The 21,647-nt window shown below is 46.2% G+C and carries 21 protein-coding genes and 1 riboswitch; of the genes, 18 read left to right on the forward strand and 3 right to left on the reverse strand.

The window, feature by feature from the left end; all coding sequences use genetic code 11:
* Positions 1–74: 74 nt before the first annotated feature.
* Positions 75–470: a cupredoxin domain-containing protein gene (locus NV381_RS35695; RefSeq protein WP_258218035.1), complete on the reverse strand. Its 396-nt coding sequence runs from the start codon at positions 468–470 to the stop codon at positions 75–77.
* A 241-nt stretch (positions 471–711) separates the two neighbouring features.
* Positions 712–1,080, reverse strand: a complete 369-nt coding sequence (locus NV381_RS35700) for a phage holin family protein (protein ID WP_258218036.1) — start codon at positions 1,078–1,080, stop codon at positions 712–714.
* 307 nt (positions 1,081–1,387) lie between these two features.
* Here NV381_RS35700 and NV381_RS35705 point away from each other — a divergent pair, with 307 nt between their 5' ends.
* From NV381_RS35705 to NV381_RS35725, 5 genes are all read left to right on the forward strand, one after another.
* Entirely contained in the window at positions 1,388–3,754 is a 2,367-nt protein-coding gene (locus tag NV381_RS35705) for an endonuclease MutS2 (RefSeq protein ID WP_258218037.1), read from the forward strand.
* A 202-nt stretch (positions 3,755–3,956) separates the two neighbouring features.
* A complete protein-coding gene (locus tag NV381_RS35710) occupies positions 3,957–4,634 on the forward strand; it encodes a PspA/IM30 family protein (RefSeq protein ID WP_258218038.1) in 678 nt (225 codons plus the stop codon).
* A 116-nt stretch (positions 4,635–4,750) separates the two neighbouring features.
* Positions 4,751–5,170 carry a DUF350 domain-containing protein gene (locus NV381_RS35715; RefSeq protein ID WP_258218039.1) on the forward strand — a complete coding sequence of 140 codons (420 nt, stop codon included), beginning with the start codon at positions 4,751–4,753 and terminating at the stop codon, positions 5,168–5,170.
* A gap of 157 nt (positions 5,171–5,327) precedes the next feature.
* The gene (locus NV381_RS35720) at positions 5,328–5,837 is read left to right on the forward strand and encodes a hypothetical protein (protein WP_258218040.1); all 510 of its coding nucleotides are present in this window, start codon (positions 5,328–5,330) and stop codon (positions 5,835–5,837) included.
* Positions 5,838–5,980: 143 nt separating this feature from the next.
* Positions 5,981–7,315 carry an MFS transporter gene (locus NV381_RS35725; protein WP_258218041.1) on the forward strand — a complete coding sequence of 445 codons (1,335 nt, stop codon included), beginning with the start codon at positions 5,981–5,983 and terminating at the stop codon, positions 7,313–7,315.
* 122 nt (positions 7,316–7,437) lie between these two features.
* Here NV381_RS35725 and NV381_RS35730 read toward each other — a convergent pair whose 3' ends face one another.
* Positions 7,438–7,941 carry a DinB family protein gene (locus tag NV381_RS35730; protein ID WP_258218042.1) on the reverse strand — a complete coding sequence of 168 codons (504 nt, stop codon included), beginning with the start codon at positions 7,939–7,941 and terminating at the stop codon, positions 7,438–7,440.
* Between the two features lie 226 nt (positions 7,942–8,167).
* Here NV381_RS35730 and cysK point away from each other — a divergent pair, with 226 nt between their 5' ends.
* The 13 genes from cysK to cobS all read left to right on the forward strand — a co-directional run bounded on the left by cysK (position 8,168) and on the right by cobS (position 21,573).
* Entirely contained in the window at positions 8,168–9,094 is a 927-nt protein-coding gene (cysK, locus tag NV381_RS35735) for a cysteine synthase A (RefSeq protein ID WP_258218043.1), read from the forward strand.
* A gap of 192 nt (positions 9,095–9,286) precedes the next feature.
* On the forward strand, positions 9,287–9,571 hold the full coding sequence (locus tag NV381_RS35740; RefSeq protein WP_258218044.1) for a hypothetical protein: 285 nt from the start codon (positions 9,287–9,289) through the stop codon (positions 9,569–9,571).
* 294 nt (positions 9,572–9,865) lie between these two features.
* On the forward strand, positions 9,866–10,357 hold the full coding sequence (locus NV381_RS35745) for an Lrp/AsnC family transcriptional regulator (protein WP_258218045.1): 492 nt from the start codon (positions 9,866–9,868) through the stop codon (positions 10,355–10,357).
* A 13-nt stretch (positions 10,358–10,370) separates the two neighbouring features.
* Positions 10,371–11,573 carry an aminotransferase class I/II-fold pyridoxal phosphate-dependent enzyme gene (locus NV381_RS35750; protein ID WP_308862429.1) on the forward strand — a complete coding sequence of 401 codons (1,203 nt, stop codon included), beginning with the start codon at positions 10,371–10,373 and terminating at the stop codon, positions 11,571–11,573.
* A 134-nt stretch (positions 11,574–11,707) separates the two neighbouring features.
* Entirely contained in the window at positions 11,708–11,974 is a 267-nt protein-coding gene (locus NV381_RS35755; RefSeq protein WP_258218046.1) for an aspartyl-phosphate phosphatase Spo0E family protein, read from the forward strand.
* A gap of 323 nt (positions 11,975–12,297) precedes the next feature.
* Entirely contained in the window at positions 12,298–12,843 is a 546-nt protein-coding gene (locus NV381_RS35760; RefSeq protein ID WP_258218047.1) for a hypothetical protein, read from the forward strand.
* Positions 12,844–12,878: 35 nt separating this feature from the next.
* Positions 12,879–13,074: riboswitch (cobalamin riboswitch) on the forward strand.
* A gap of 188 nt (positions 13,075–13,262) precedes the next feature.
* Positions 13,263–14,291 (forward strand): ABC transporter substrate-binding protein, encoded by a 1,029-nt coding sequence (locus tag NV381_RS35765; RefSeq protein ID WP_258218048.1) that lies wholly within the window; start codon positions 13,263–13,265, stop codon positions 14,289–14,291.
* Positions 14,292–15,323: a FecCD family ABC transporter permease gene (locus NV381_RS35770; RefSeq protein ID WP_258218049.1), complete on the forward strand. Its 1,032-nt coding sequence runs from the start codon at positions 14,292–14,294 to the stop codon at positions 15,321–15,323.
* A 41-nt stretch (positions 15,324–15,364) separates the two neighbouring features.
* Entirely contained in the window at positions 15,365–16,150 is a 786-nt protein-coding gene (locus tag NV381_RS35775; protein ID WP_258218050.1) for an ABC transporter ATP-binding protein, read from the forward strand.
* 679 nt (positions 16,151–16,829) lie between these two features.
* Positions 16,830–17,894: a nicotinate-nucleotide--dimethylbenzimidazole phosphoribosyltransferase gene (gene cobT / locus NV381_RS35780; RefSeq protein ID WP_258218051.1), complete on the forward strand. Its 1,065-nt coding sequence runs from the start codon at positions 16,830–16,832 to the stop codon at positions 17,892–17,894.
* A gap of 434 nt (positions 17,895–18,328) precedes the next feature.
* Positions 18,329–18,949, forward strand: coding sequence for a bifunctional adenosylcobinamide kinase/adenosylcobinamide-phosphate guanylyltransferase (locus NV381_RS35785; protein ID WP_258218052.1), 621 nt, complete (start codon positions 18,329–18,331; stop codon positions 18,947–18,949).
* Positions 18,950–19,765: 816 nt separating this feature from the next.
* Positions 19,766–20,752, forward strand: coding sequence for an adenosylcobinamide-phosphate synthase CbiB (cbiB, locus tag NV381_RS35790; protein ID WP_419182333.1), 987 nt, complete (start codon positions 19,766–19,768; stop codon positions 20,750–20,752).
* Complete coding sequence (cobS, locus tag NV381_RS35795) at positions 20,734–21,573, forward strand: adenosylcobinamide-GDP ribazoletransferase (protein ID WP_258218057.1); 840 nt, start codon at positions 20,734–20,736, stop codon at positions 21,571–21,573. The genes cbiB and cobS overlap by 19 nt, the downstream gene beginning before the upstream one ends.
* Positions 21,574–21,647 lie beyond the last annotated feature (74 nt).

Genomic DNA, 21,647 nt, shown 5'->3' on the forward strand with positions numbered 1-21,647 from the left:
ACACAAAAAAGCCGACTTCCCTGCTGCAAGCTTGAGGGATAGTCGGCTTATGTAATTACATGGATTGGTTAAGCTTAGCTTTCAACAATCAGCTTGGATTTCATAGTCATGTGTCCTTGACCGCAAGGGACGGAGCAAATGATGTCATAAGTGCCTTCTTTGTCGGCTTTGAAGGTTGCTGTCTTTGTGTTGCCGTCAAGTTTAACGCTCAAGCCTTTAATTTCAACGCCATGCATTCCTTCTTTGTTCTCCAGGGTAACTTTAATATCCTGGCCTTTTTTTACTTTGTATTCAGCTTGGTCAAATTTAAAGTTCGATGCAACGAGCTTTAAATCTTGCGAAGCCGCGGAGCTTGCACCGCCTGCTGCTCCAGCAGGAGCGGCTGGCGCTTTTGTCTCTTCTTTTTTACCGCAAGCGGAAATCGCGAACACCAAACATACAGCCATGGCTAATACGATTAATTTTTTCATCAAATAACCCTCCGTTATAAAAATAAATTTATTTTATAACGCAATCTTACATGATCTGCGCAGGGTTTGCAGTGACAATAAGGTGACAAAAAAATGATGTATTTACGAACAAAAACCAGCACTATGCGATTAATCATGGACATTTGTCGGATTGTATGTACAACGCTTCCTATACAAAAAAATCAGCCTTGCGAGATGATCCGCAGGCTGATTTTTTCGCTGTCCCTCCACAAGCACATGATTAATTGCGTTTCTCGTGCCCGGAGAGACCTTGTTCAAAGGGAGTTTTGACTGGGATGAACAAATCAATTATCCCGATGACTAGGGCCGCCAGCAGCGCACCAATAATACTTGTCGTAACACCGCTGACTATAAATTGTGCAAGCCAGATGATGACCGCGCTTGTAATGAAACCTACAATTCCGCGGCCGAATGGTGTAATTCGTTTGCCGAATATACCCTCAATGACCCAAGCGGCAACAGCAATGACCAATGCCAAGAAAAAGGCACTCCAGAAACCGCCAACTTCAAAAGCCGGAACGATAAAGCTCACAAACATTAGCACCAAAGCAGATACGATAAACCGGATTAAATGTCCAATCAAATGCATCGCTGATACCTCCTTTTGGGAATAGCGGATCGTGATCCGCAGCACGTTATATTGGCTTTTGTTCGTCAATGTGTTCGACATCGTTTAATCGGTGCACATCATATTATGTTCCTTGTGAAAACTGCTTATGTAGACCATTATTTGGTCGCTGCAGGGCGAAAATGACTTTATTTGAAAATTAGCTAATCCCTCTTGTCTTGGATATAATATAATAGAGAGAAGTTTTTACAATATCAGGTATATTGGCATTAAGCTTTAGCTGCTATGCGAATATCCTGTGTATAGGAAAGAAAGGCAGGAAGCGGAATTGAACAGCAAAATATTAAAGACATTGGATTTCTCCGCCATTTTACATAAATGCGCCCATCATGCGGCGACAAGCTTAGGCAAGGCTCGCCTGGAAAAACTATTGCCCAGCGGGGATTTTGTAGAGGTTAAGGAACGCCTGAAGGCTACGGATGAAGCCGTAAATGTAAACAGGCTCAAAGGCAGTGCGCCTTTTGGCGGTATTCGAGATATTACAGCAGCTGTACACCGCGCCAGAATCGGGGGCATGCTGAATCCGGCTGAGCTGTTTGATATAGCCAATACGATCTCGGGTGGCCGCCGCTTAAAACGGTTTTTAGAAACCGTTCATGAGGAGTACTCGATTCCGCTGCTGGTCGCACTTACGGAGTCGATAGCTGATCTAAAGACTACTGAGGATAAAATTAAGCTGTGCATCGACGATAACGCTCAAGTAGTCGACTCAGCGAGCGCTGAGCTTGCGCGGATTCGTCAAGAGCTTCGCGGTAGTGAAACTCGTGCACGTGAACGGTTGGAGCAAATGGTCCGCACTCCATCGATTCAAAAGATGCTGCAGGATAATTTGGTTACGATTCGGAATGATCGTTATGTCATACCCGTAAAACAGGAATACCGCGGCCATTTCGGCGGGATGATTCACGATCAGTCCGCTTCAGGAGCAACGCTGTTCATTGAACCCGAGCAGGTTGTCCAATTGAATAACAGAGTACGCGAGCTGAAGCTTAAGGAGGAGCGGGAGATCGAGAAGATCCTGCAAATACTGACTGCTTTGGTCGCTGAGGTTGCTGACGAGCTGCTCGGGAGTCTGGACGTTTTGGCTGAGCTGGATTTCACATTTGCCAAGGCCGGGCTTGCTCACGAAATGAAAGCAACGCTGCCTATGCTGAATGACCGTGGATTCATTAAGATAAAGCGCGGCCGTCATCCGCTTATCGCTGCAGATAAGGTAGTGCCTCTAGATATTGAGCTGGGAAATAACTATACAACTATAATTGTTACCGGTCCTAATACAGGGGGGAAGACCGTATCCCTCAAAACGATTGGTTTACTTTCTCTAATGGCTATGTCAGGACTGTTTGTATCCGCGGAGGAAGGCAGCCAGCTTTGTGTTTTTGATGCCATATATGCGGATATTGGAGACGAGCAAAGTATTGAGCAAAGCTTAAGTACATTCTCAAGCCATATGACCAACATTATTAGCATTCTTAGAGATATGACTCCGAAAAGTTTGGTGCTGATGGATGAGCTCGGAGCAGGAACCGATCCGGCTGAAGGCTCCGCGCTTGCTATCGCCCTGTTGGAGTACATACACAGAATGGGCTGCAGAATTGTTGCAACCACGCATTACAGCGAGCTGAAAGCTTATGCCTTCGATCGTCAAGGCATCATCAACGCGAGTATGGAGTTCGATGTGCAAACGTTGAGCCCTACTTACCGCCTGCTTGTAGGCGTTCCTGGGCGAAGCAACGCATTTGCCATCGCCGAGCGCCTCGGGCTCGCGAAGTCCATCATCGACCATGCCCGCGGGCAGGTCGGCGAAGAGGATCAGCGCGTGGAATCGATGATCGCCACGCTTGAGGAGAATCGGCTTATCGCAGAAGCCGAGAGGAACACCGCCGAGCAGCAGCGCCGCGAGGTAGCGACCTTGCGCGCTCAATTGGAGGCGCAGCAGCAGCGCTTCGAGGAACAGCGCGACAAGCTGTTCGAGAAGGCTGAGCGCGAAGCGCAGGAGGCGGTGGCCAAGGCGCGCCGCGAGGCCGATGAGATCATCGCTGAGCTGAGGCGTATGCAGCGCGAAGCGGTTCTTGGCGTTAAGGATCACCACTTAAGTGATGCGAAACGAAGATTGGATCAAGCAGCACCGGAGCTGAGAAAGAAAAAAGCTACGGTGAAGAGCGGCTCCAGCAAGCCTGATAAGCTGCAAGCAGGCGATGAGGTATTGGTGACAAACTTGCGCCAAAAAGGCCATATTGTAGAATTAGTAGGTGACCTTGAAGCAACCGTACAGCTTGGCATTATGAAGATGAAGGTGCAATTGGCCGATCTTGAGCTGATCAAAGCAGCCCCAGCGCCCAAGAAGCCGCAGCAGGTAGCTGCCAGCTTGAAGCGGACGCGAGATGAGAACGCGCGAATGGAGCTTGATCTGCGCGGTGCTAATCTGGAGGAAGCCATGATAGAAGTCGACCGTTTCCTTGATGAATCGTATTTGGCGAATTTCGGCAATGTGTACATTATTCATGGAAAAGGAACGGGCGTATTACGAACGGGTATCCAGGAATTTCTGCGTAAGCATAAGCATGTCAAGAGCTACCGAATCGGCAGTTACCACGAAGGCGGTATGGGGGTAACAGTAGCTGAGCTAAAATGACAAAAAATTTTTGAGACGCTCTGAAACTCCTTTTCTTTTTATACGTATGTATAGTATGAAAAACATCCACATCATTGTTAATGCAGTTCCCTCAATTTATATGAAAGTTTTTTCTTGAAACATCAGAAATAATACAAGCTTCTCGAAAAGGTTTAATTCTGATGTTATTATAAAATTAATAAATCATGGGAGGAAATAAACAATGGGAATTTTTAAAAGATTGCGTGATTTAACAGCGGCTTCGATCAATGATTTGCTGGACAAAGCTGAAGATCCAGTTAAGATGCTTAACCAGTTTTTACGTGATATGGAAGAGGACATCAACGAGGCCGAGGTTGCGGTAGCTAAGCAAATCGCCGTTGAGAAGAAATTCAAACAACAGTTTGAAGAATCAAGTGAAATGGTAACGAAGCGTGAAGAGCAAGCGTTGAAGGCTTTGGAGCAAGGCAATGAGGATTTGGCCCGCAGAGCGTTGCAGGATAAGAAAGAACATCAAATTCGTTTTGATGAAATGAAGAAGCAATACGATATTGCCAAAGGTAATGCGGACCGTCTTCGCAATCAGCTGAGTGAAATGAAAGACGAGCTTACCAAAATGAAGAACAAAAAGGATTTGTTGGTAGCACGTGCAGAAGCAGCAAAAGCTCAAAAGCAAATCAATCAAGCAATGTCCGGATTTGGTGTCGATAATGCATCCAGAGGCTTTGACCGCATGTCGGAAAAGGTTCTGCAAATGGAAGCAGAAGCGGAAGCCAGCAATGAGCTTCGTTCCAAGGATCGCAGCCTGGATGACGAACTGAATCAATTAAATAAGAGTGACGGTCTTGATGATGAGATGGCCGCTCTCAGAGCCAAATTGCAAGCAAAGAAAGAACTTTAAATTTAATATGGAGTTGCTTAAGGAGGCTGGGGCTTTTGCCACAGTCTCTTCATCCGTTATAATGGGAAGAGAATCCAATCGCCAGACTACTTGTCTATGAGGGTGAGGTTTATACGATGAATGAAGAGGTGGATGTGTTGTTAAGCAATCCGTATATCGAGACATTGGCATTCTTTTCAGTGGCTGTTGTAGCCTTGGTTGTATTTTTGGCTATATTCGAGCTGGTTACAAAGTACAAAGACTGGGAAGAAATTAAAAAGGGTAATTTATCCGTGGCAATGGCAACCGGGGGTAAAATATTTGGGATATGCAACCTCTTTCGTTTTGCAATCTTAAATAACGATTCTATTCTTCATTCTTTACTATGGGCTGGATACGGCTTTATTTTATTGATGGTTGCGTATTTTATTTTTGAATTTCTGACTCCGTATTTTAAAATTGATGATGAGATCCAAAAGGATAATAAAGCCGTCGGTTTTCTTTCAATGATTATTTCGATTTCGATTTCTTATGTCATTGGCGCCAGTGTTTCGTAATTGGTTTGCAGACAGCCCGGGAGGCATAGCATGAAATATTTGTGGGGAACCTTATTTGCTTTGGCGCTTGTTTTTTTAGGCGCAGGGATCTATTATTTTATTAATCACGCATAGTAAGTATTAGTAGTATTAGTATGAAGAAACCGGAGGAATGATGATGACGCAGCTTGACCATCTGTGCCCTTGGTGCCAAACCGAGATCGTGTGGGACCCTGAGATCGGGCCGGAGGACACGTGTCCTCATTGCTATAATGAGCTTGGTGAATACCGCAGCGTATCTCTGAAAGTGAAGTCGGACGGGGAGCAGCTCTTATATGACGAAGATGAAGAGGAATTGGATGAAGAAGATATAGATGACGATGATTTGGAGGACATGGAGGCGGATACCTTCGATGATTACGAAGAAGGTGTTCAGCGGGTTATGGATACACAGGAAGAGGCTCCCGAATGCTCGTCCTGCCATAGTCTGATGCTGTTTGCCGGTACTCAAACAATGGCGCCTGGTTATACGCCGGTTGTCCCCTCCAAGCTTAAACAGCCTTTGTTGAAACCATCCCATACATCGAAAGTATACGTATGTCCGTCCTGTTTTAAAATAGATTATATTTTAGCGGATGATGACAGAAATGCTATGATACAACTATTGAAAGAGCATGGCAAAAGTTAACTGAAAATCATCAATCTATAAAAGGGAATTCAGGGCGCTTCGGTGTCGAGGAATTCCCTCTTTTTGTCATTCGGTCATGTTTTATGGGGGAATGGGGAAGGTTAACTTAGGACGTCATATCTCTCAATTACAGGTGGATACATATGCATTCTGGAACTAAGGATTTTCCACAAAAATGGGTGCGGAGTTCGGAAAAACGGCCTTCATGGAATTACCGGGGCAAGCATACCAACTCCACTTCTCCCTCTCAGAAAAAGGAACCATTGACCTCTCAATCGCGTCTGCTGTTAACGGTTCATGGCTTGTGTGCGGTTGCTAATGCATTGTCCGGTACCTTCGTGAATGTGTTCTTATGGAAAGCCCGGCAAGACTTTCTCGTGCTTGGCTGGTTTACACTGGTGAATCACGTCGCAATGGCGCTGACCTTCTGGCTCGCGGGCAAATGGGTAAAGGAGCATAATAAAATGAACTGCCTGCGGGCAGGTGTTGCGGTATCGGCGATATTTTATATGCTGGTGCTGTGGTTTGGCGGACGTGCCGTTGACTATTATTTGTTGTTAGGCGTTATTCAGGGGATGTCGGCGGGATTTTTCTGGCTGGCGTTCAATGTCGTTTATTTTGAAGTAACCGATCCAGGGAACCGCGACCGATTTAATGGCTGGGCTGGTTTATTAGGTTCTGGGGCGGGCATGGTGGCCCCTTGGATTTCTGGCTACTTAATCGTGCATATGAAGCAAACCAGCGGCTACCGGCTTATTTTTACCATATCCTTAATTGTATTTGTGCTTGGGGTAATAGTCAGCTTTTTTCTGAAAAAGCGCAAAGCCGAAGGTAATTACGAGTGGCTATTGGCGGCGCGCTGCTTACGGGAAAAAGGAACGGCTTGGCGGACCGTTACCGCGGCCTTGATTGCTCAAGGGGTTCGAGAAGGGGTTTTCGGGTTTATGATCGCGCTGCTCGTATATGTTCATACCGGAAACGAAATGAAGCTGGGCAATTTCTCGTTAGTTACATCGACCGTAGCCTTGTTCAGCTTTATGTTTGTAGGGAGATTAATAAAACGCAAGCAACGTAAAGGGGCCATGCTCATCGGGGCAATAATGATTGTACTGGTGGTTGTTCCATTTTTCTGGAAGGTGAATTTTACGACTTTGTTGATATTTGGTGTTGGTGTCGGGCTATTTTTCCCCTTATACTCGATTCCGATTACATCCTCCGTGTTTGATTTGATAGGGGGCAATTCAGACAGTGTAAAACGTAGAGAAGAATTTATTGTACTGAGGGAGCTTGCGTTGAATGTTGGCCGTATACTGGGCTCTGCTGTGTTTATTATCGTTGTATCAATGACGAAAGAACCGCTGGCGTTGAATTTGTTGCTGCTGGGAATTGGGAGCTCGCCGCTAGCGGCCTGGTTTTTTATGCGTAAAGTTCATGTCCAGGGCGGCCAAGAGAATGCAGCGAAAGCCGATACTGGGTAAAATGTAACTGTAAATAAACACCGCTCACCTTAAGCAGAAAAGTCAGCGTTCATTAATGAGTGACGGCTCTGACATTCTGCAAGAGGTGAGCGGCTGTATGTAGAGTTGATTATATGAACGGGTTAAACAGCAGGCGGTTCCATTCCCATTAGCGACCATTCATCTCTCGAAGGGCCGTATACTCCTGGAACATTGAGACCGGCTTGCCTCATAAGGATGGTCATTTGTCCACGATGATGGGTTTGATGGCTGATTAAAATTTGCAGCGTGACTCCGTTGGGCCATTGCTCGCCGTACATATCTACTTTTTCTAACAGATTGGCATCTGTCCATTGGGTTTTGATAGCGCTTATTAAGGCTTCGCTTCCGGTACGGTAAGCATCCAAGATTTCCTTTGCGGTTTCAGGTACTTGATCTTCATGTTCAGTCGGTGCAAAATCCAGACCGGTGCGGGATAACATCTCATGCAATGTGGTAGTAATATGCCAAGCGATCCTGCCTAACGTTCGGTCTTGCGGAGTTACTTCCTGCTGCAGGGATGCATCTGTAAGTGCCTCGAAAATTTTTAGAGTAGAAGCACTTTCATGCCCCCAGGTTTGCTCAAAAGCGGCGATTGAAGTAAACATTGATCAGGCCTCCTAAGGCATATTGATTTTGGGTGTGACAACTATTGAGCAGATAAGGCTGAAGCTATGGAAATATTCGACAATTGAATGCTAATTCCTGTCTTTTGACCCCAAATCTATTCATAAGTTATTATTAATTCTTGACAAAAAAATGTGTCTCGATACAATAAGGTCGGTAGACTTATCCGGAATCTAGGATTTGAGCAAATGATGGGGAGGAAGCAGCATGAATAAAAACAGTAGAATGGTAAACAGCATTACCGAGCTCATTGGAGATACACCGGCTGTACGGATTCGCAGACTGGTAAGTGAAAATGATGCAGAGGTGTATGTAAAACTGGAATATTTCAATCCGAGCGGCAGCGTTAAGGATCGAGCGGCTTATAATCTGATTGTTCAGGCGGAAAAGGATGGGCTTCTCAAGCCAGGGGCAACGATCATTGAACCGACCAGTGGAAATACGGGCATTGGGTTGGCGATGAACGCGGCTGCGAAGGGCTATAAGGCTATATTGATCATGCCGGATAATATGACCAAGGAACGCATTAATATATTGAAGGCTTATGGCGCACAGGTTGTACTGACGCCGGCCGCAGAACGGATGCCAGGAGCGATCCGTAAGGCTCTGGAGCTGCGGGATCAGATCCCTGACAGTTTTATACCGCAGCAGTTTGAAAACAAGGCAAACCCTGATATTCATCGGGTTACAACCGCAGTTGAAATTATCGAGCAGATGGAAGGCAAGCTCGATGCATTTGTCGCGACATCCGGTACGGGAGGAACGATAACAGGGACCGGTGAGGTGCTGCGCGAGAAGCTGCCGGGGATCCGGATCTATGTCGTGGAGCCGGCTGGCTCACCTGTGTTGTCAGGCGGACAGCCTGGGCCGCATAAGCTGGTAGGAACAAGCCCGGGGTTTGTTCCGGCGATATTGAATACGAACGTATATGATGAAATCGTTCAGGTTGCCGATGAAGATGCGATTAGCACAACCCGCGACTTGGCGAGCAAGGAAGGGATATTGGTTGGACCATCCGCAGGCGCATCCGTGTGGACGGCGCTGCAGGTAGCCCGTAAGCTGGGTAAGGGTAAGCGGGTGCTTTGTATAGCTCCGGATACAGGCGAGCGATATTTGAGCATGGATATCTTTTGAGACCCGCTGCCAGATAATAGGTTATTAAACTTGTATCGAAGCTATAACATTTCAATAAGTTTAGTTCCAGGAGAATGCTTCCTGGGACTTTTTTTTAAGTTTACACAAAATTAATTGAATAAATATTCATCATTATGTATAATTATGAATATAATAACTAATAAAAAATTATTGGAAGGTGGAGTCATCATCATGAAAATAGCATTAGATAACGAGCTTCCCGGCTTAAATGAATATAAGCAATTACTTTCCTCTATGGAGGACAACTCGATGGATGCAGGACAGCAGTATGAACAGTATTGCAACAGTCGTTATGTACTTGCAGCTTATGATCAAGGTCGGCTTGTTGGAATAGGCAGGGTTGCCGATGAGAATGAGGTCAATCAAACATGCCATATTACAATGCTGCAGAACTACCGGGTTCGTGATGTTGATACGTATATGCGCAAGCTGCTATTTGCCAACCGCATAGGTTGACTCACTCATGCACAATAGACCCCATTCGATGTCTAATAGCATCTAATAAAGCCCAGGGCAGACGGAAGCCAGAGGGCTTTTTTCGGTTGAGCGGCAAGTATAAGAGCAGCGTTCAGATCATGCCAAAAGAGCTGATCTTTGAGGGCTGTGCCCACACAGTGAAGCACATAATTGGTCCTATGCCGAGCTTTGCCAATTTTATTTTGCAATAAGCGGCTGATTGGGTGTAATATGTAGTAATAATCTTTGAATCCAAGGATTTAATGCTGCTGTAAATAGGAGGACTATCAACCAATGGAACAATTTAAAATGCGCATTATCGAATTATTAAAGGAAGACGCGAGAAGAACACCTGGACTGATCGCAACCTTGCTGGGAGCCTCGGAAGCGGAAGTGGCGGAAGCGATCCGGGAATTAGAGGCGGCGCACGTAATCGTCAAATATGCGACAGTTGTCAATTGGGCGAAGGTCGATGATGAGAAGGTTACAGCGCTAATTGAAGTGCAAATAACGCCGGAACGCGGCCGCGGGTTTGATGCGATTGCGGAACGGATTTACTTATATCCGGAAGTGAAGTCTGTATTTTTAATGTCAGGCGCCTATGATCTGCTCGTTGAGATTGAAGGTAAAACATTGAAGGAGGTCGCCTCCTTTGTATCCAACAAGCTTTCTCCTATCGAACGCGTACTATCAACCAAAACCCATTTTGTATTAAAAAAATATAAGCAGGACGGCATAATCTTTGAGGATAGAGAAGAGGATCCCCGCCTGCTAATCTCCCCGTGAAGGACGATGAGCTATGATAAAGCAGAACCAAATACAAGGATCATCTAATAAAACTATGAGCGGTTATTTAGCTCCTTTGGTGAGAGAAATACCCCCCTCAGGTATTCGCAAGTTTTTTGATCTGGTTAGTGCTAGTAAGGAAGATATCATTTCTCTAGGCGTAGGAGAACCGGATTTCTGTACGCCATGGCATGTACGTGAAGCATGTGTGTATTCGCTGGAACGGGGTAATACCAAATATACCTCCAATGCCGGACTTTACGAGCTGCGTGAAGCTATTGCCGAATACTTGTACGATTCGTTTCAGGTACCCTATGAGCCTTCTGATGAAGTTCTTGTTACGGTAGGCGGCAGTGAAGCGATTGATTTGGCATTGAGAGCGTTGATCGTTCCGGGCGATGAAATTCTTATTACAGAGCCATGCTATGTTTCATACTCCCCGATCACCAGAATTGGCGGAGGTATTCCTGTCGGTATCGAAACTTTTGCGAAGGATGAGTTTAAATTAACGCCTGAAGCGTTAAAAGCAAGTATCACTCCAAAGTCAAAGGTACTGATCTTATGCTACCCAAGCAATCCGACAGGCGGTATTATGAGCTATGAGGACTGGCTGCCAATTGCCAAAATTGTAGAAGAGCATGACCTCTTGGTCATATCTGATGAAATATATGCGGAGCTTACTTATGAACAAAAGCATGTGAGCTTTGCCGCTATGCCGGGTATGCGGGATCGGACCATATTGGTCAGCGGGTTCTCCAAAGCTTTTGCCATGACAGGATGGCGTATGGGCTATGCTTGTGGTCACCGTGATTTGATCTCGGCCATGCTTAAAATACATCAATATTCAGTAATGTGCGCTCCAGCTATGGGGCAGGTTGCTGCTCTTGAGGCGTTAAGAAACGGTATGGATGAAAAGGACCGCATGATTGAGTCTTACAACCAACGCCGTCGTTTGGTGGTGCAGGGCTTTAGGGAAATCGGACTAAAATGTCATGAGCCTCAAGGAGCATTCTATGCTTTCCCTTCGATTGCTTCTACAGGCCTAGGTTCGGAAGAATTCGCCCAGCGTTTGCTGCATGAAGGCAAGGTCGCTGCAGTGCCCGGAGGAGTATTTGGCCTTGGTGGAGAAGGGTTTCTCCGGTGTTCTTACGCATCTTCAGTGAATCAATTAATTGAAGCGATAGACAGGATTGGGAATTTCTTGAGAAAATTGTAATTTCGGCATCAAACGACAAAAATAGCCATTTCCAACCTCGTGAAAAACTGGTATCTTTATATAATAAGAGTTTCATAGATTTGGTCATATATGAGACTTTATATCTAAAGATATGCATCAAGGAGGGATGAATAGTGGCTTTTCCGGAATATCAGCTTCGGCATTCTCTAAATGTTGGTTGGATTCGTGAAAAGGATCAGCAGGCCAAGTGGTTTTTTGGAACAAAGAAGCAATCATCTACCGTCTTATCTTTAGAAGAAGAAATTTACCATTTACGTCGTGACTTAGAGCAGCTGGTCCATCATGAGAAGAGTTTAACCTCTCCGAAGGTAGTGGAAATCAGCATGATGCTCGATACCAAAATAAATGAATACATGACTCGAACTAAGAGGAACCGATAACTCGGTTCTTTTTTTAATCTTAAAAGAACTTATATGTTTCGGGGCTCCCCGCAAAGTATCTGAATCAACTTCGAAGCAAGACCCCACTCCACAGCGTAGAACAAGAGAGGGAATTGCTGTGGGGTGGAGAAGCGTAAGTGTCCGCTTTTTGGAATGTTTTTTTATTTTATTTAAAGACCTGCTTAGAGCGCAATTTTTGTAGAAACTACTTTTTTATGGTAAGATGTGAGTTGTGATTTACAGGATCGGACTATGTATCGAACAGTTACTACCTATGCATAAAAGCAGTGTTCCTAAAGGGAATACTTGCAGGAGGAGAACAGATGAAAAGGAATTTCACGTTAATTATTATGTTGTTATCATTATTTGCATTGGCAGGCTGTGGTGGAGGTCCGAAAGCGGATGTTCCTATTTTTATGATGGCTCAGAACGGGGTTCCTAATGAAATAGCGGACAAATTGCAGGCAGATTTGAAGACTAAGGTAGGGGAAGCTCCAACGGTAAGTGTGCTGACAACGCCTATTTTTTCGATGGAGAAGCTGATTGTCGAAATTGCTGCCGGGGATAATGGAATTCTTATCGTACCGATGGAGCAGTTTAAAGCAATTGGACAGCAAGGTGGTTATGTAAGTCTGGATGCTGTTGCCAAGGTGGAGGATTTCCCTGAGGGTGTGCTTGAACTGCCTGTAGATAGTAAGGATAGTAAGGAAGGCAAAAAAGAGAAGCACTTATACGGCATTCCTTTGGAACATACCAAGTGGTTTACGGATCTTAAAGTGAACGGTAAGGATTTAGTTGCTTTTGTGCCGGCTAACGCTAAAAATCAAGACAAAGTCATGCAGGTTATAAAAGTAATTGCTCAGAAGTAAGTTTTGAGTTGCGAGCTTAGAGAGCTTCTAAATAATTTTATAAGCTTTGAACAGGTGCCTGTGAGCAGATGCCCATAGGTTAAAAGGGAAGCCGGTGTGAATCCGGCACGGTCCCGCCACTGTGAATGAGGAGTTCCTCAAGAAAGCCACTGTTCTGTATAAGGAACGGGAAGGCGAGGAAGCTTCATACCCTCATGAGTCAGGAGACCTGCCTGTTCAGATAGAGACTGTCTCTTTCGAGGAAAAAGGAGCGTCACGCACAAATGATTAAGGGCTCAACCTGAGCCTTTCTTGTTGTTTGAGGCGTTTACGCCCTTTGGATCCTTTTTGTTAAGGAGCTGAAGGGTTTTTTCGTGTAAAAGAGGGAGTCAGGTTCTATACATAACGGTGTAGGCTGAGTATTAAGTAAGGGGGAAGACATGAATATTTTTAGAGGAAGCAAATGGATTATTGGCTTGCTGGGGCTTGCTTTGATAGGAAGCGCTGCTGGCTGTGGTGGCACACCAGCACCTGGAGGTTCGACCAAGGCAGGGGATACCAAGCAGGAGGGGCAAGCCCAAGCCGGACAAGGTCAACCAGCAGCTCCGCCAGCTAATGCAAGCAAGGCAACCGTTTATCCCTATAAAGTTAAGGATGCGACAGGAAAGGAATTTACCTTTGATAAGGCTCCTGTTCGAATTGTTTCTGTATCGCCGAGTGAGACTGAAGCTCTGTTTGCACTCGGTTTAGGGGATCGAGTAGTTGGAGTTTCGGATTTCTGTGACTATCCTGCCGAAGCAGCGTCGAAGCCGAAGATGGGCGGTATTGTGAAGCCGAATGAAGAGTCGTTGATCGCAGCGAATGCGGATATCGTGCTTTCTGGAGTTTCCCTTAAAGTCCCGGTTGTTGAACAGCTGCGAGGCTTGAAGGTTAATGTGTTTAAGGTCGAGCCAAAAACGATGGATGATGTGATGAACAACCTGCTGATGTTTGGTCAGTTGTTTGACAAGCAGGGGCAGGCGGAGGCGCTTGTTGCATCCATGAAGGAAAAGCGCTTGAAGGTCACCGATGCTGTAAAGGATTTGAAGCCTGAGCAGAAGAAAAAGGTATTTATAGAGTTTTCACCAGGCTGGACGGTTGGAAAAGGTGAATTTATTGATGAGTTGATTACGTTGGCCGGAGGCATTAATGTGGTTTCGGACAAACAAGGATATATGGAGATTAATGGGGAAAAAGTAATTGCAGATAACCCTCAGGTTATTTTGTACCCAGACAATTTAATTGATGAAAAATCAAAAAAGACATTGGATCAGGTAATTAAGGAACGCAGCGGATGGGGAGGGATTGAGGCTGTTAAGACCAACCGCTTTGTCGGCTTGGATAAAAATCTTATGAGTCGTCCCGGTCCTCGTATGGCTGACAGCTTAGTCGATATTGCCAAAGGAATTTATCCGGAGCTGGTGAAGTAGATGAAACGTAAGCTGATGTTGTGGGGAGGAGTAGGGATGCTTCTCCTTCTTCTTTCCGTTACGGTCAGCTTGTCGATTGGAACAGTCCGGCTGCCGCTTGTACAGGTATGGGGGATATTAGCCCACCATTTGCCGTGGATAGGTGTAAATGTTCCAGTCGATTGGCAGCCAGCTGCGGAGCAAATTATATGGCGGGTACGCTTGCCCAGAGTGCTGCTGGGAATATTAGTAGGCGCAGCGTTAGGTGTAGCTGGAGCCGCATTTCAAGGAGTGCTGCGCAACCCGCTGGCAGATCCATATACGCTGGGAGTTTCCTCAGGTGCTGCTCTAGGGGCATCGTTTCTAATCTTGTATGGCTTGCAGTTTGCTTTTTTTGGCTCATGGACGGTTCCTATTGTTGCTTTTGCCACAGGAGCAGTTTCACTGCTAACGGTGCTGCTGCTGGCGAGAACGGATGGAAAGCTGAAGATGGAGACTGTGCTTTTGGCTGGGGTGGTGCTGCATTCGTTTCTGGGCTCCTTTGTGTCTTTAATGGTTGCTATGTCAAAGCAGGTTATTAATGAAATTGTATTCTGGATGATGGGGAGCCTGTCGCTGAGAGGCTGGTCGTATTCACTTGTGCTGCTTCCTTATTTGGCTGTTGGTGCCATCATCCTTCTGTCATTTGGAAGGGCTATGAACTTGTTTGCGTTGGGTGAGGCGCAGGCAGCGCATCTGGGGGTTCGTGTTGAGCGGACCAAGCTGATCGTGCTAACCGCAGCTACTCTAGTTACTGCGGCTGCTGTATCGGTATCAGGGGTTGTAGCGTTTGTTGGTTTGATTATTCCTCATTTGCTGCGTTTGATAATAGGACCGGATTATCGGCTTCTGCTGCCTTTATCTCTGTTAGGCGGGGCGATCTATGTGCTGTGGGCTGACACCTTGGCAAGAATGCTCTTGAGCCCTACGGAAATCCCTCTTGGGGTTGTTACCGCTTTTATGGGAGCTCCTTTCTTTGCTTATTTACTCAGGAAAAATAAACGGTCAGTCTGAGTGCAAGTTGCTTGGGGCTGCAACTGGGGAGGTGTGATGCAGTGGCACTCGTACAGGTGAGTAATGTGTGCAAAATATACCAGGAGCAGCGCGTGCTTGAGCACGTAAGCTTTGATATAGAAGCCGGGGAATGCTTCGGCATCCTTGGTCCTAACGGCAGCGGGAAATCTACGCTGCTGAAGCTGTTGTCGGGCATCGAGGCGCCGACATCAGGGCATGTGCAGCTGGAGGGCCGCGCTGCACACGATCACCCGCGCAAGGAGCTGGCGCAGTGGATGGCAGTGCTGCCGCAGGATGCGCTGCCGCCGCTCGGCTTCACCGTGCGCGAGATCATTGGAATGGGCCGCTACCCATTCCAGAATTGGTTCGGCACCGAGCTGACCGATGCGGAGAGCTTGGTGGACTCCATCATCGAGCGTCTGCAGCTTGGAAAGCTGCAGCACCGCGCGGTGGATGGACTAAGCGGCGGCGAGAGGCAGCGCGTTGCCTTGGGCAAGGTGATGGCGCAGCAGCCGCGCCTGCTGCTGCTCGATGAGCCGACGACATTCTTGGACATCGGCTATCAAATGCAGATGATGGATTGGATCAGCAGCTGGCAGAAGGAGACAGGACTGACCGTTATTTCAGTGCTGCACGACTTGAATCTGGCTGCACAGTATTGCGGGCGGATGATGATTTTGCAAGAGGGTCGAACTGTGGCAATCGGTCAGCCTGACGATGTAATCCAACCTGATCTTTTGGAACAGGTATACGGTACACAGCCGATCGTAATGCGTCATCCGATACTCGACGTGCCGCAAATTTTGCTTCAGGCGGATAGAAGATGAGAAAGATGAAAGATGAAAGATGAAAGATAAAAGATGAAAGATGAAAGATGAAAGATGATAAGTATTTGGAATATAGTGAGCCTGTTTAGCGTTTAAGAAATTGCCCCTTCTTGAAAGGTTAGCCTCAAGCTTTGTTTAGTTACAGTATTACTAGCTGGTGGAAGAAGGAGCGACTAATTTTTTTGTGATCGAACTATGATAAGTGATAGGCAACCTAGAAGGAAACCTAGCAGGACGCATGAAAAATAGGTAGAGAAAAATTAGTAGGTACTACGCAGAAAATTAGCAGGAACTACACAGGAAATTAGTTGGAATTACATAGAAAAGAATTAGCTGGAATATCTGGAGGTATTTTATCTGTATTAAGCATTTTTTGAGCATTTAACTGGAAAAACGGGTGCTAATAATTCGAATTTCAATCATTTCACAATAAATACCTAAGATTAGCGTGAGGATTTCCTGTTAATGTTCTAAAAAATGATTTTGAAGTGATATTAACAGGAGGTTTTCAGAGGTTTTCCATGTAATTGTTTGATATCCCTTAAATTTATAGCTTTGCGCAATCAAATTTTCTAAAGCGTGATTTTTAATCTTTGGCTGAATAATCACGAAGAAGGATAGAACATGATAGATAAAATATGAAAGATTGATAGATAGTTCATGAGAGGGGAAAAGGTAGATGCTTCAATCATTAAATCATTTATTGAAGGAAATAAAACCGTTAGATCAAGAGGCGATAGCGGCAGCAGGGCGCCATTTAGACCAATTGACCAAGCCTCCTGGAAGTCTGGGCAAACTGGAGGATACAGCACAACAGCTCGCTGGAATTACTGGAGAGACGATTACGGAGCTTGGTAAGAAGGCAGTCATCGTCATGGCGGGTGACCACGGAGTTTGCGAGGAGGGTATTAGCGCATTCCCAGCGGAAGTAACACCGCAAATGGTGCTTAATTTCTTGAGTGGAGGCGCAGCGGTTAATGTGCTGGCGCGTCAGGCCGGTGCAGATGTGGTTTGTGTAGATATCGGCGTTAATTCCGATTTGGAGCATCCACAACTGTATTCGCGCAAGGTGCGTAAAGGAACGCGCAATATGATGCGTGGACCGGCAATGACGGAGCAAGAGGCTCTAGAAGCTATCCACATCGGAATCAACCTCGTGAAAGAACTGGTTGATGACGGCTACACCTTGTTCGCTACCGGAGAAATGGGCATCGGGAATACGACAGCAAGCTCTGCTTTGCTCGCTGTGCTAACGGGCACGGATGTGGCAGGTGCCGTAGGTCGAGGTACGGGTATCGACAATGATATGCTGAGACACAAGCAAGAAGTTATTGAACGGGCAATTGAGATCAATAATCCTGATGTTAACAATCCTTTGGATGTGCTTGCCAAATTGGGCGGCTTGGAAATTGCAGGGCTAACCGGTGTGATCCTTGGTGCGGCAATTTATCGCAGACCTGTAGTGATCGACGGGTTCATTTCGTCAGCGGCCGCACTGGTGGCAAGCCGAATTTCACCGCAAAGCACATCCTACATAATTGCTTCGCATCTTTCCCACGAGCAGGGACATGCTCGATTACTCGAAGCAATTGGATTGTCGCCTATGCTGCGGATGGATATGCGACTTGGCGAGGGCACCGGAGCCGTCCTGGCATTTTCGCTGATCGAGGCTTCAGTCAGAGTAATGAAAGAAATGGCAACATTCGCAAGTGCAGGGGTATCTCAAGCCCCATCCGAGCAATAGCCCATGCTAATAAGAAAAGTCTAGCCTAGGAAAGTGTAGCAAAAGGAAAAAAGCTTAGCTTAGGCTATGTGGAGCCGAGCAAACGAAGAAAGCTTTGCCTATGGCAAATTGGAGCTGAGCAAACGAAGAAAGCTTTGCCTATGGCAAAGCGGAGCCGAGCAAACGAAGAAAGCTTGCCTATAGCAAAACGGAGCCGAGCAAACGAAGAAAGCTTGCCTATGGCAAAGCGGAGCCGAGCAAACGAAAAAAGCTTGCCTATGGTAAAGCGGAGCCGAGCTAACCAAAAAAAGCTTGCCTATGGCAAATTGAAGCTTAGCAAACAAAGAAAGCTTTGCCTACAGCAAAGCGGAGCTGAGCTAACGAAGAGTTAAAGCGAAGCTGAAGCTAACGAAGAAAGCTTTGCCTTGTGGCAAAGCTCTTAGGGAGGTTACACCATGCTCATACTGGTAACAGGTGGTGCCCGCAGCGGCAAAAGCTCTTTCGCTGAGCTGTATAGCTCCAGGTTGGGGCAGCAGGGCAAATACATAGCAACAGCGCAAGCCTATGATGAAGAGATGAGAGCGAGAATCGGATTGCACAAGCTTCAGCGAGACAGCGGAGGCTTTAGCTGGACAACGATAGAGGAGCCATATGCATTAGCCAAAATACTTCAAGAACTGCACATCGACGATACTAGTGTTGCTGATATAGGTCTTGGAGATGAATGCAATCGAAAATTAGACCAAGAACCAGTCATCCTCGTAGATTGTCTGACTCTATGGTTGTCAAATTGGCTGCTGCAGTATGAGCAGAATACAGATATGGAAGAGCGGCTGCATGCGCTGCTAGACGAACTGAATAGTGTATGCCGTCAGTATGCAGCGGATGAAGTGAGGCATTTGGTATTGGTTACCAATGAGGTAGGTTATGGGCTGGTTCCCGAGTATAAGCTGGGGCGCCAGTTCCGCGATTTGTCTGGCAGGATGAACCAACTTTTGGCCCGGGAAGCGGATAAGGTGTTTCTTGTTACAGCAGGAATTCCGGTAGAGTTGAAAAGCATCCGCTATGAGTTCTGAGGTAGGAGACCAGAGGGGATTAAAGCTTAGATATTGAATAATATTAGTTTATAATAGGGCTCTGCTCGAACTTGATTAAAAGTTGAAAGTAAGTTCAGACGAAGGCTGAAGCTAGAGCATAGAACAAAGAGCATAGAACAAAGAGCATAGAACAAAGAGCATAGAACAAAGAGCATAGAACAAAGAGCATAGAACAAAGAGCATAGAACAAAGAGCATAGAACAAAGAGCAAAGAGCAAAGAACAAAGAGCAAAGAACAAAGAGCAAAGAGCAAAGAACAAAGAGCAAAGAACAAAGAGCAAAGAACAAAGAGCAAAGAACAAAGAGCAAAGAACAAAGAGCATAGAACAAAGAGCATAGAACAAAGAGCAAAGAACAAAGAGCATAGAGCAAAGAGCAAAGAACAAAGAGCATAGAGCAAAGAACAAAGAACAAAGAGCAAAGAACAAAGAGCAAAGAACAAAGAACAAAGAGCAAAGAGCATAGAACAAAGAGCAAAGAGCATAGAACAAAGAGCATAGAACAAAGAACAAAGACGAAAGACCAAAGACGAAAGACCAAAGACCAAAGAACAAAGAACAAAGAACAAAGAACAAAGAACAAAGAACAAAGAACAAAGAACAAAGAACAAAGAACAAAGAACAAAGAACAAAGAACAAAGAACAAAGAACAAAGAACAAAGAACAAAGAACCTAGAACCTAGAACGAATTAAATTAGGTAGTGAGTTGCACTGGCAGATTGGCAGCGATCGATTTGATGTTAGCTAAACGCTAAGCCGACAAGAAGCACAAGTAAGCAGGCGGGTGGGGAGTAAGTTGTTGTTTTATTCTTGGCAGGAGAGCGCAGTTATGCTGCTGGCCGCAATTATAATAGATATAATTATAGGGGACCCGCGCTGGCCAACGCATCCGGTTATCCGAATAGGGCAATGGATAAGCTGGGCTGAGTCCAGGCTGCTCCCATCTGACATAAACGCGGCTTCGCCTGGTTCATTACGACGCCGTGGTGTGGTATTAACTGTATTGACATTGCTGATTGTTTTTTCTGTAATGTGGCTGCTGCTGTGGCTCGCTCACCAGATCCATCCATGGATCGGTTATGCCATAAATACGTGGTTCATTGCCACGACAATTGCTATCAAAGGGCTGAAAGACGCAGCTATGAAGGTGTATCGTCCTCTTCGCGAAGGGCGAATGGATGAAGCGCGGAAGTATGTAGGCTATATCGTCGGAAGGGATACCTCAAAGCTTGATGAGCCGGAAATTACCCGCGCAACAGTAGAGACGGTAGCTGAAAATACGGTGGACGCCGTTGTATCTCCATTGTTTTATGCTTTATTAGGTGCAGCGCCGCTTGCTATGCTGTACCGAGCGGCCAATACGTTGGATTCTATGGTCGGCTATAAAAATGAAAAATATTTATATTTCGGATGGGCCTCAGCACGTTGGGATGATGTGATGAATTGGTTTCCGGCAAGACTGACAGGCTGCTTGCTTGTATGTACGGCTGCTCTGCGGCAAGGTTGCTCTGCTGCGCGGGCTGCCCGCGCGATTCGCAAGTTTGCCCGGCTGCATCCGAGTCCCAACAGCGGCATACCTGAATCGGCAGTTGCGGGGGCCTTAGGCATTGAGCTTGGAGGCATCAATGTCTATCACGGGCGGACAAGTGAGCGTGCGAGAATGGGATGGCCGCTTCGGGAAAGGTGCAAGGAGGATATTATTGTTACGGTCCATATGCTGTACGGTGTAAGCTTTTTAATTGCAGGGGGGCTGATGTGCGCATTATGCTGGACTTGGTTGTAAAAGGATTAGCGGGCTGCGCAGCCGCCTTTCAATTTCTAACTCGGCTGCCCATACCCGTAAAGCTGGACTATACGGATTCTTTATTTCGGCGCAGTGTCATCTTTTATCCACTGGTAGGAACGGTGCTTGGACTACTGATAAGTTTTGCAGGGGGGCTGCTACAAGGGGATTTACTGTTAGCCGCAGGGCTCGGGCTTGGTTCCAGTGTTAATGCTGCACTACTGCTCCTCCTGTGGGTTAGTTTGACAGGCGCGCTGCATCTCGATGGTTTGATGGATACCGCTGATGGCATCCTAAGCCACCGACCTAGAGAACAGATGCTGGAGATTATGAAGGACAGCAGGGTGGGTGCGATGGGTGTTATTGCTTGCCTATTGCTCCTGCTGGTTAAATGGACATTGCTGCAGCAATGGCTGACCCTGCCGCATCATACATTTATGTTCATGCTTCCGCTTGTATTATTGTGGAGCCGTTGGTACATGGTCGTGGCGATCGCTAACTGGCCCTATGCTAGACAAGGGCAAACGAGCCGGGGGATCGGTTCCTTTTTTCGTGGACTAAGTGTTAAGCATTTGATTTTTCATACCTTGCTTGCGTTGCTGCTGTCTTTTGCACTGGTCTGGCTGTCGGGTGGGGGGATTTTGTCCTTGGACGGGCTGCTGATTGTTAGTGCTGCTGCGATTGGTACTGTATTGTCCGGTGTACTCATAAGCATTTACTTGAGCCGCAAGCTGGGTGGATTAACAGGCGATACATATGGGGCCATGAATGAATTGTTGGAAGCGGCGCTGTTGCTAATTTTGTACATAACGGTTCGATAAGGAACGAGTAGGTTAGGGATAGCAGATTTTAATAATATTTGTTACAAGCAAAAATAATGAAGAAAGCTTTCCTG

Source organism: Paenibacillus radicis (ex Xue et al. 2023), from assembly GCF_024722015.1.
In the GTDB taxonomy this organism is placed as follows: Bacteria; Bacillota; Bacilli; order Paenibacillales; family NBRC-103111; genus Paenibacillus_S.

Bases quoted from the DNA above. Each gene is read 5' to 3' on its own strand.
- NV381_RS35695 (WP_258218035.1), bottom strand. From the start codon at position 470: ATGAAAAAATTAATCGTATTAGCCATGGCTGTATGTTTGGTGTTCGCG.
- NV381_RS35700 (WP_258218036.1), bottom strand. From the start codon at position 1,080: ATGCATTTGATTGGACATTTAATCCGGTTTATCGTATCTGCTTTGGTG.
- NV381_RS35710 (WP_258218038.1), top strand. From the start codon at position 3,957: ATGGGAATTTTTAAAAGATTGCGTGATTTAACAGCGGCTTCGATCAAT.
- NV381_RS35715 (WP_258218039.1), top strand. From the start codon at position 4,751: ATGAATGAAGAGGTGGATGTGTTGTTAAGCAATCCGTATATCGAGACA.
- NV381_RS35720 (WP_258218040.1), top strand. From the start codon at position 5,328: ATGACGCAGCTTGACCATCTGTGCCCTTGGTGCCAAACCGAGATCGTG.
- NV381_RS35725 (WP_258218041.1), top strand. From the start codon at position 5,981: ATGCATTCTGGAACTAAGGATTTTCCACAAAAATGGGTGCGGAGTTCG.
- NV381_RS35730 (WP_258218042.1), bottom strand. From the start codon at position 7,941: ATGTTTACTTCAATCGCCGCTTTTGAGCAAACCTGGGGGCATGAAAGT.
- cysK (WP_258218043.1), top strand. From the start codon at position 8,168: ATGAATAAAAACAGTAGAATGGTAAACAGCATTACCGAGCTCATTGGA.
- NV381_RS35740 (WP_258218044.1), top strand. From the start codon at position 9,287: ATGAAAATAGCATTAGATAACGAGCTTCCCGGCTTAAATGAATATAAG.
- NV381_RS35745 (WP_258218045.1), top strand. From the start codon at position 9,866: ATGGAACAATTTAAAATGCGCATTATCGAATTATTAAAGGAAGACGCG.
- NV381_RS35750 (WP_308862429.1), top strand. From the start codon at position 10,371: ATGATAAAGCAGAACCAAATACAAGGATCATCTAATAAAACTATGAGC.
- NV381_RS35760 (WP_258218047.1), top strand. From the start codon at position 12,298: ATGAAAAGGAATTTCACGTTAATTATTATGTTGTTATCATTATTTGCA.
- NV381_RS35765 (WP_258218048.1), top strand. From the start codon at position 13,263: ATGAATATTTTTAGAGGAAGCAAATGGATTATTGGCTTGCTGGGGCTT.
- NV381_RS35770 (WP_258218049.1), top strand. From the start codon at position 14,292: ATGAAACGTAAGCTGATGTTGTGGGGAGGAGTAGGGATGCTTCTCCTT.
- cobT (WP_258218051.1), top strand. From the start codon at position 16,830: ATGCTTCAATCATTAAATCATTTATTGAAGGAAATAAAACCGTTAGAT.
- NV381_RS35785 (WP_258218052.1), top strand. From the start codon at position 18,329: ATGCTCATACTGGTAACAGGTGGTGCCCGCAGCGGCAAAAGCTCTTTC.
- cobS (WP_258218057.1), top strand. From the start codon at position 20,734: ATGCTGGACTTGGTTGTAAAAGGATTAGCGGGCTGCGCAGCCGCCTTT.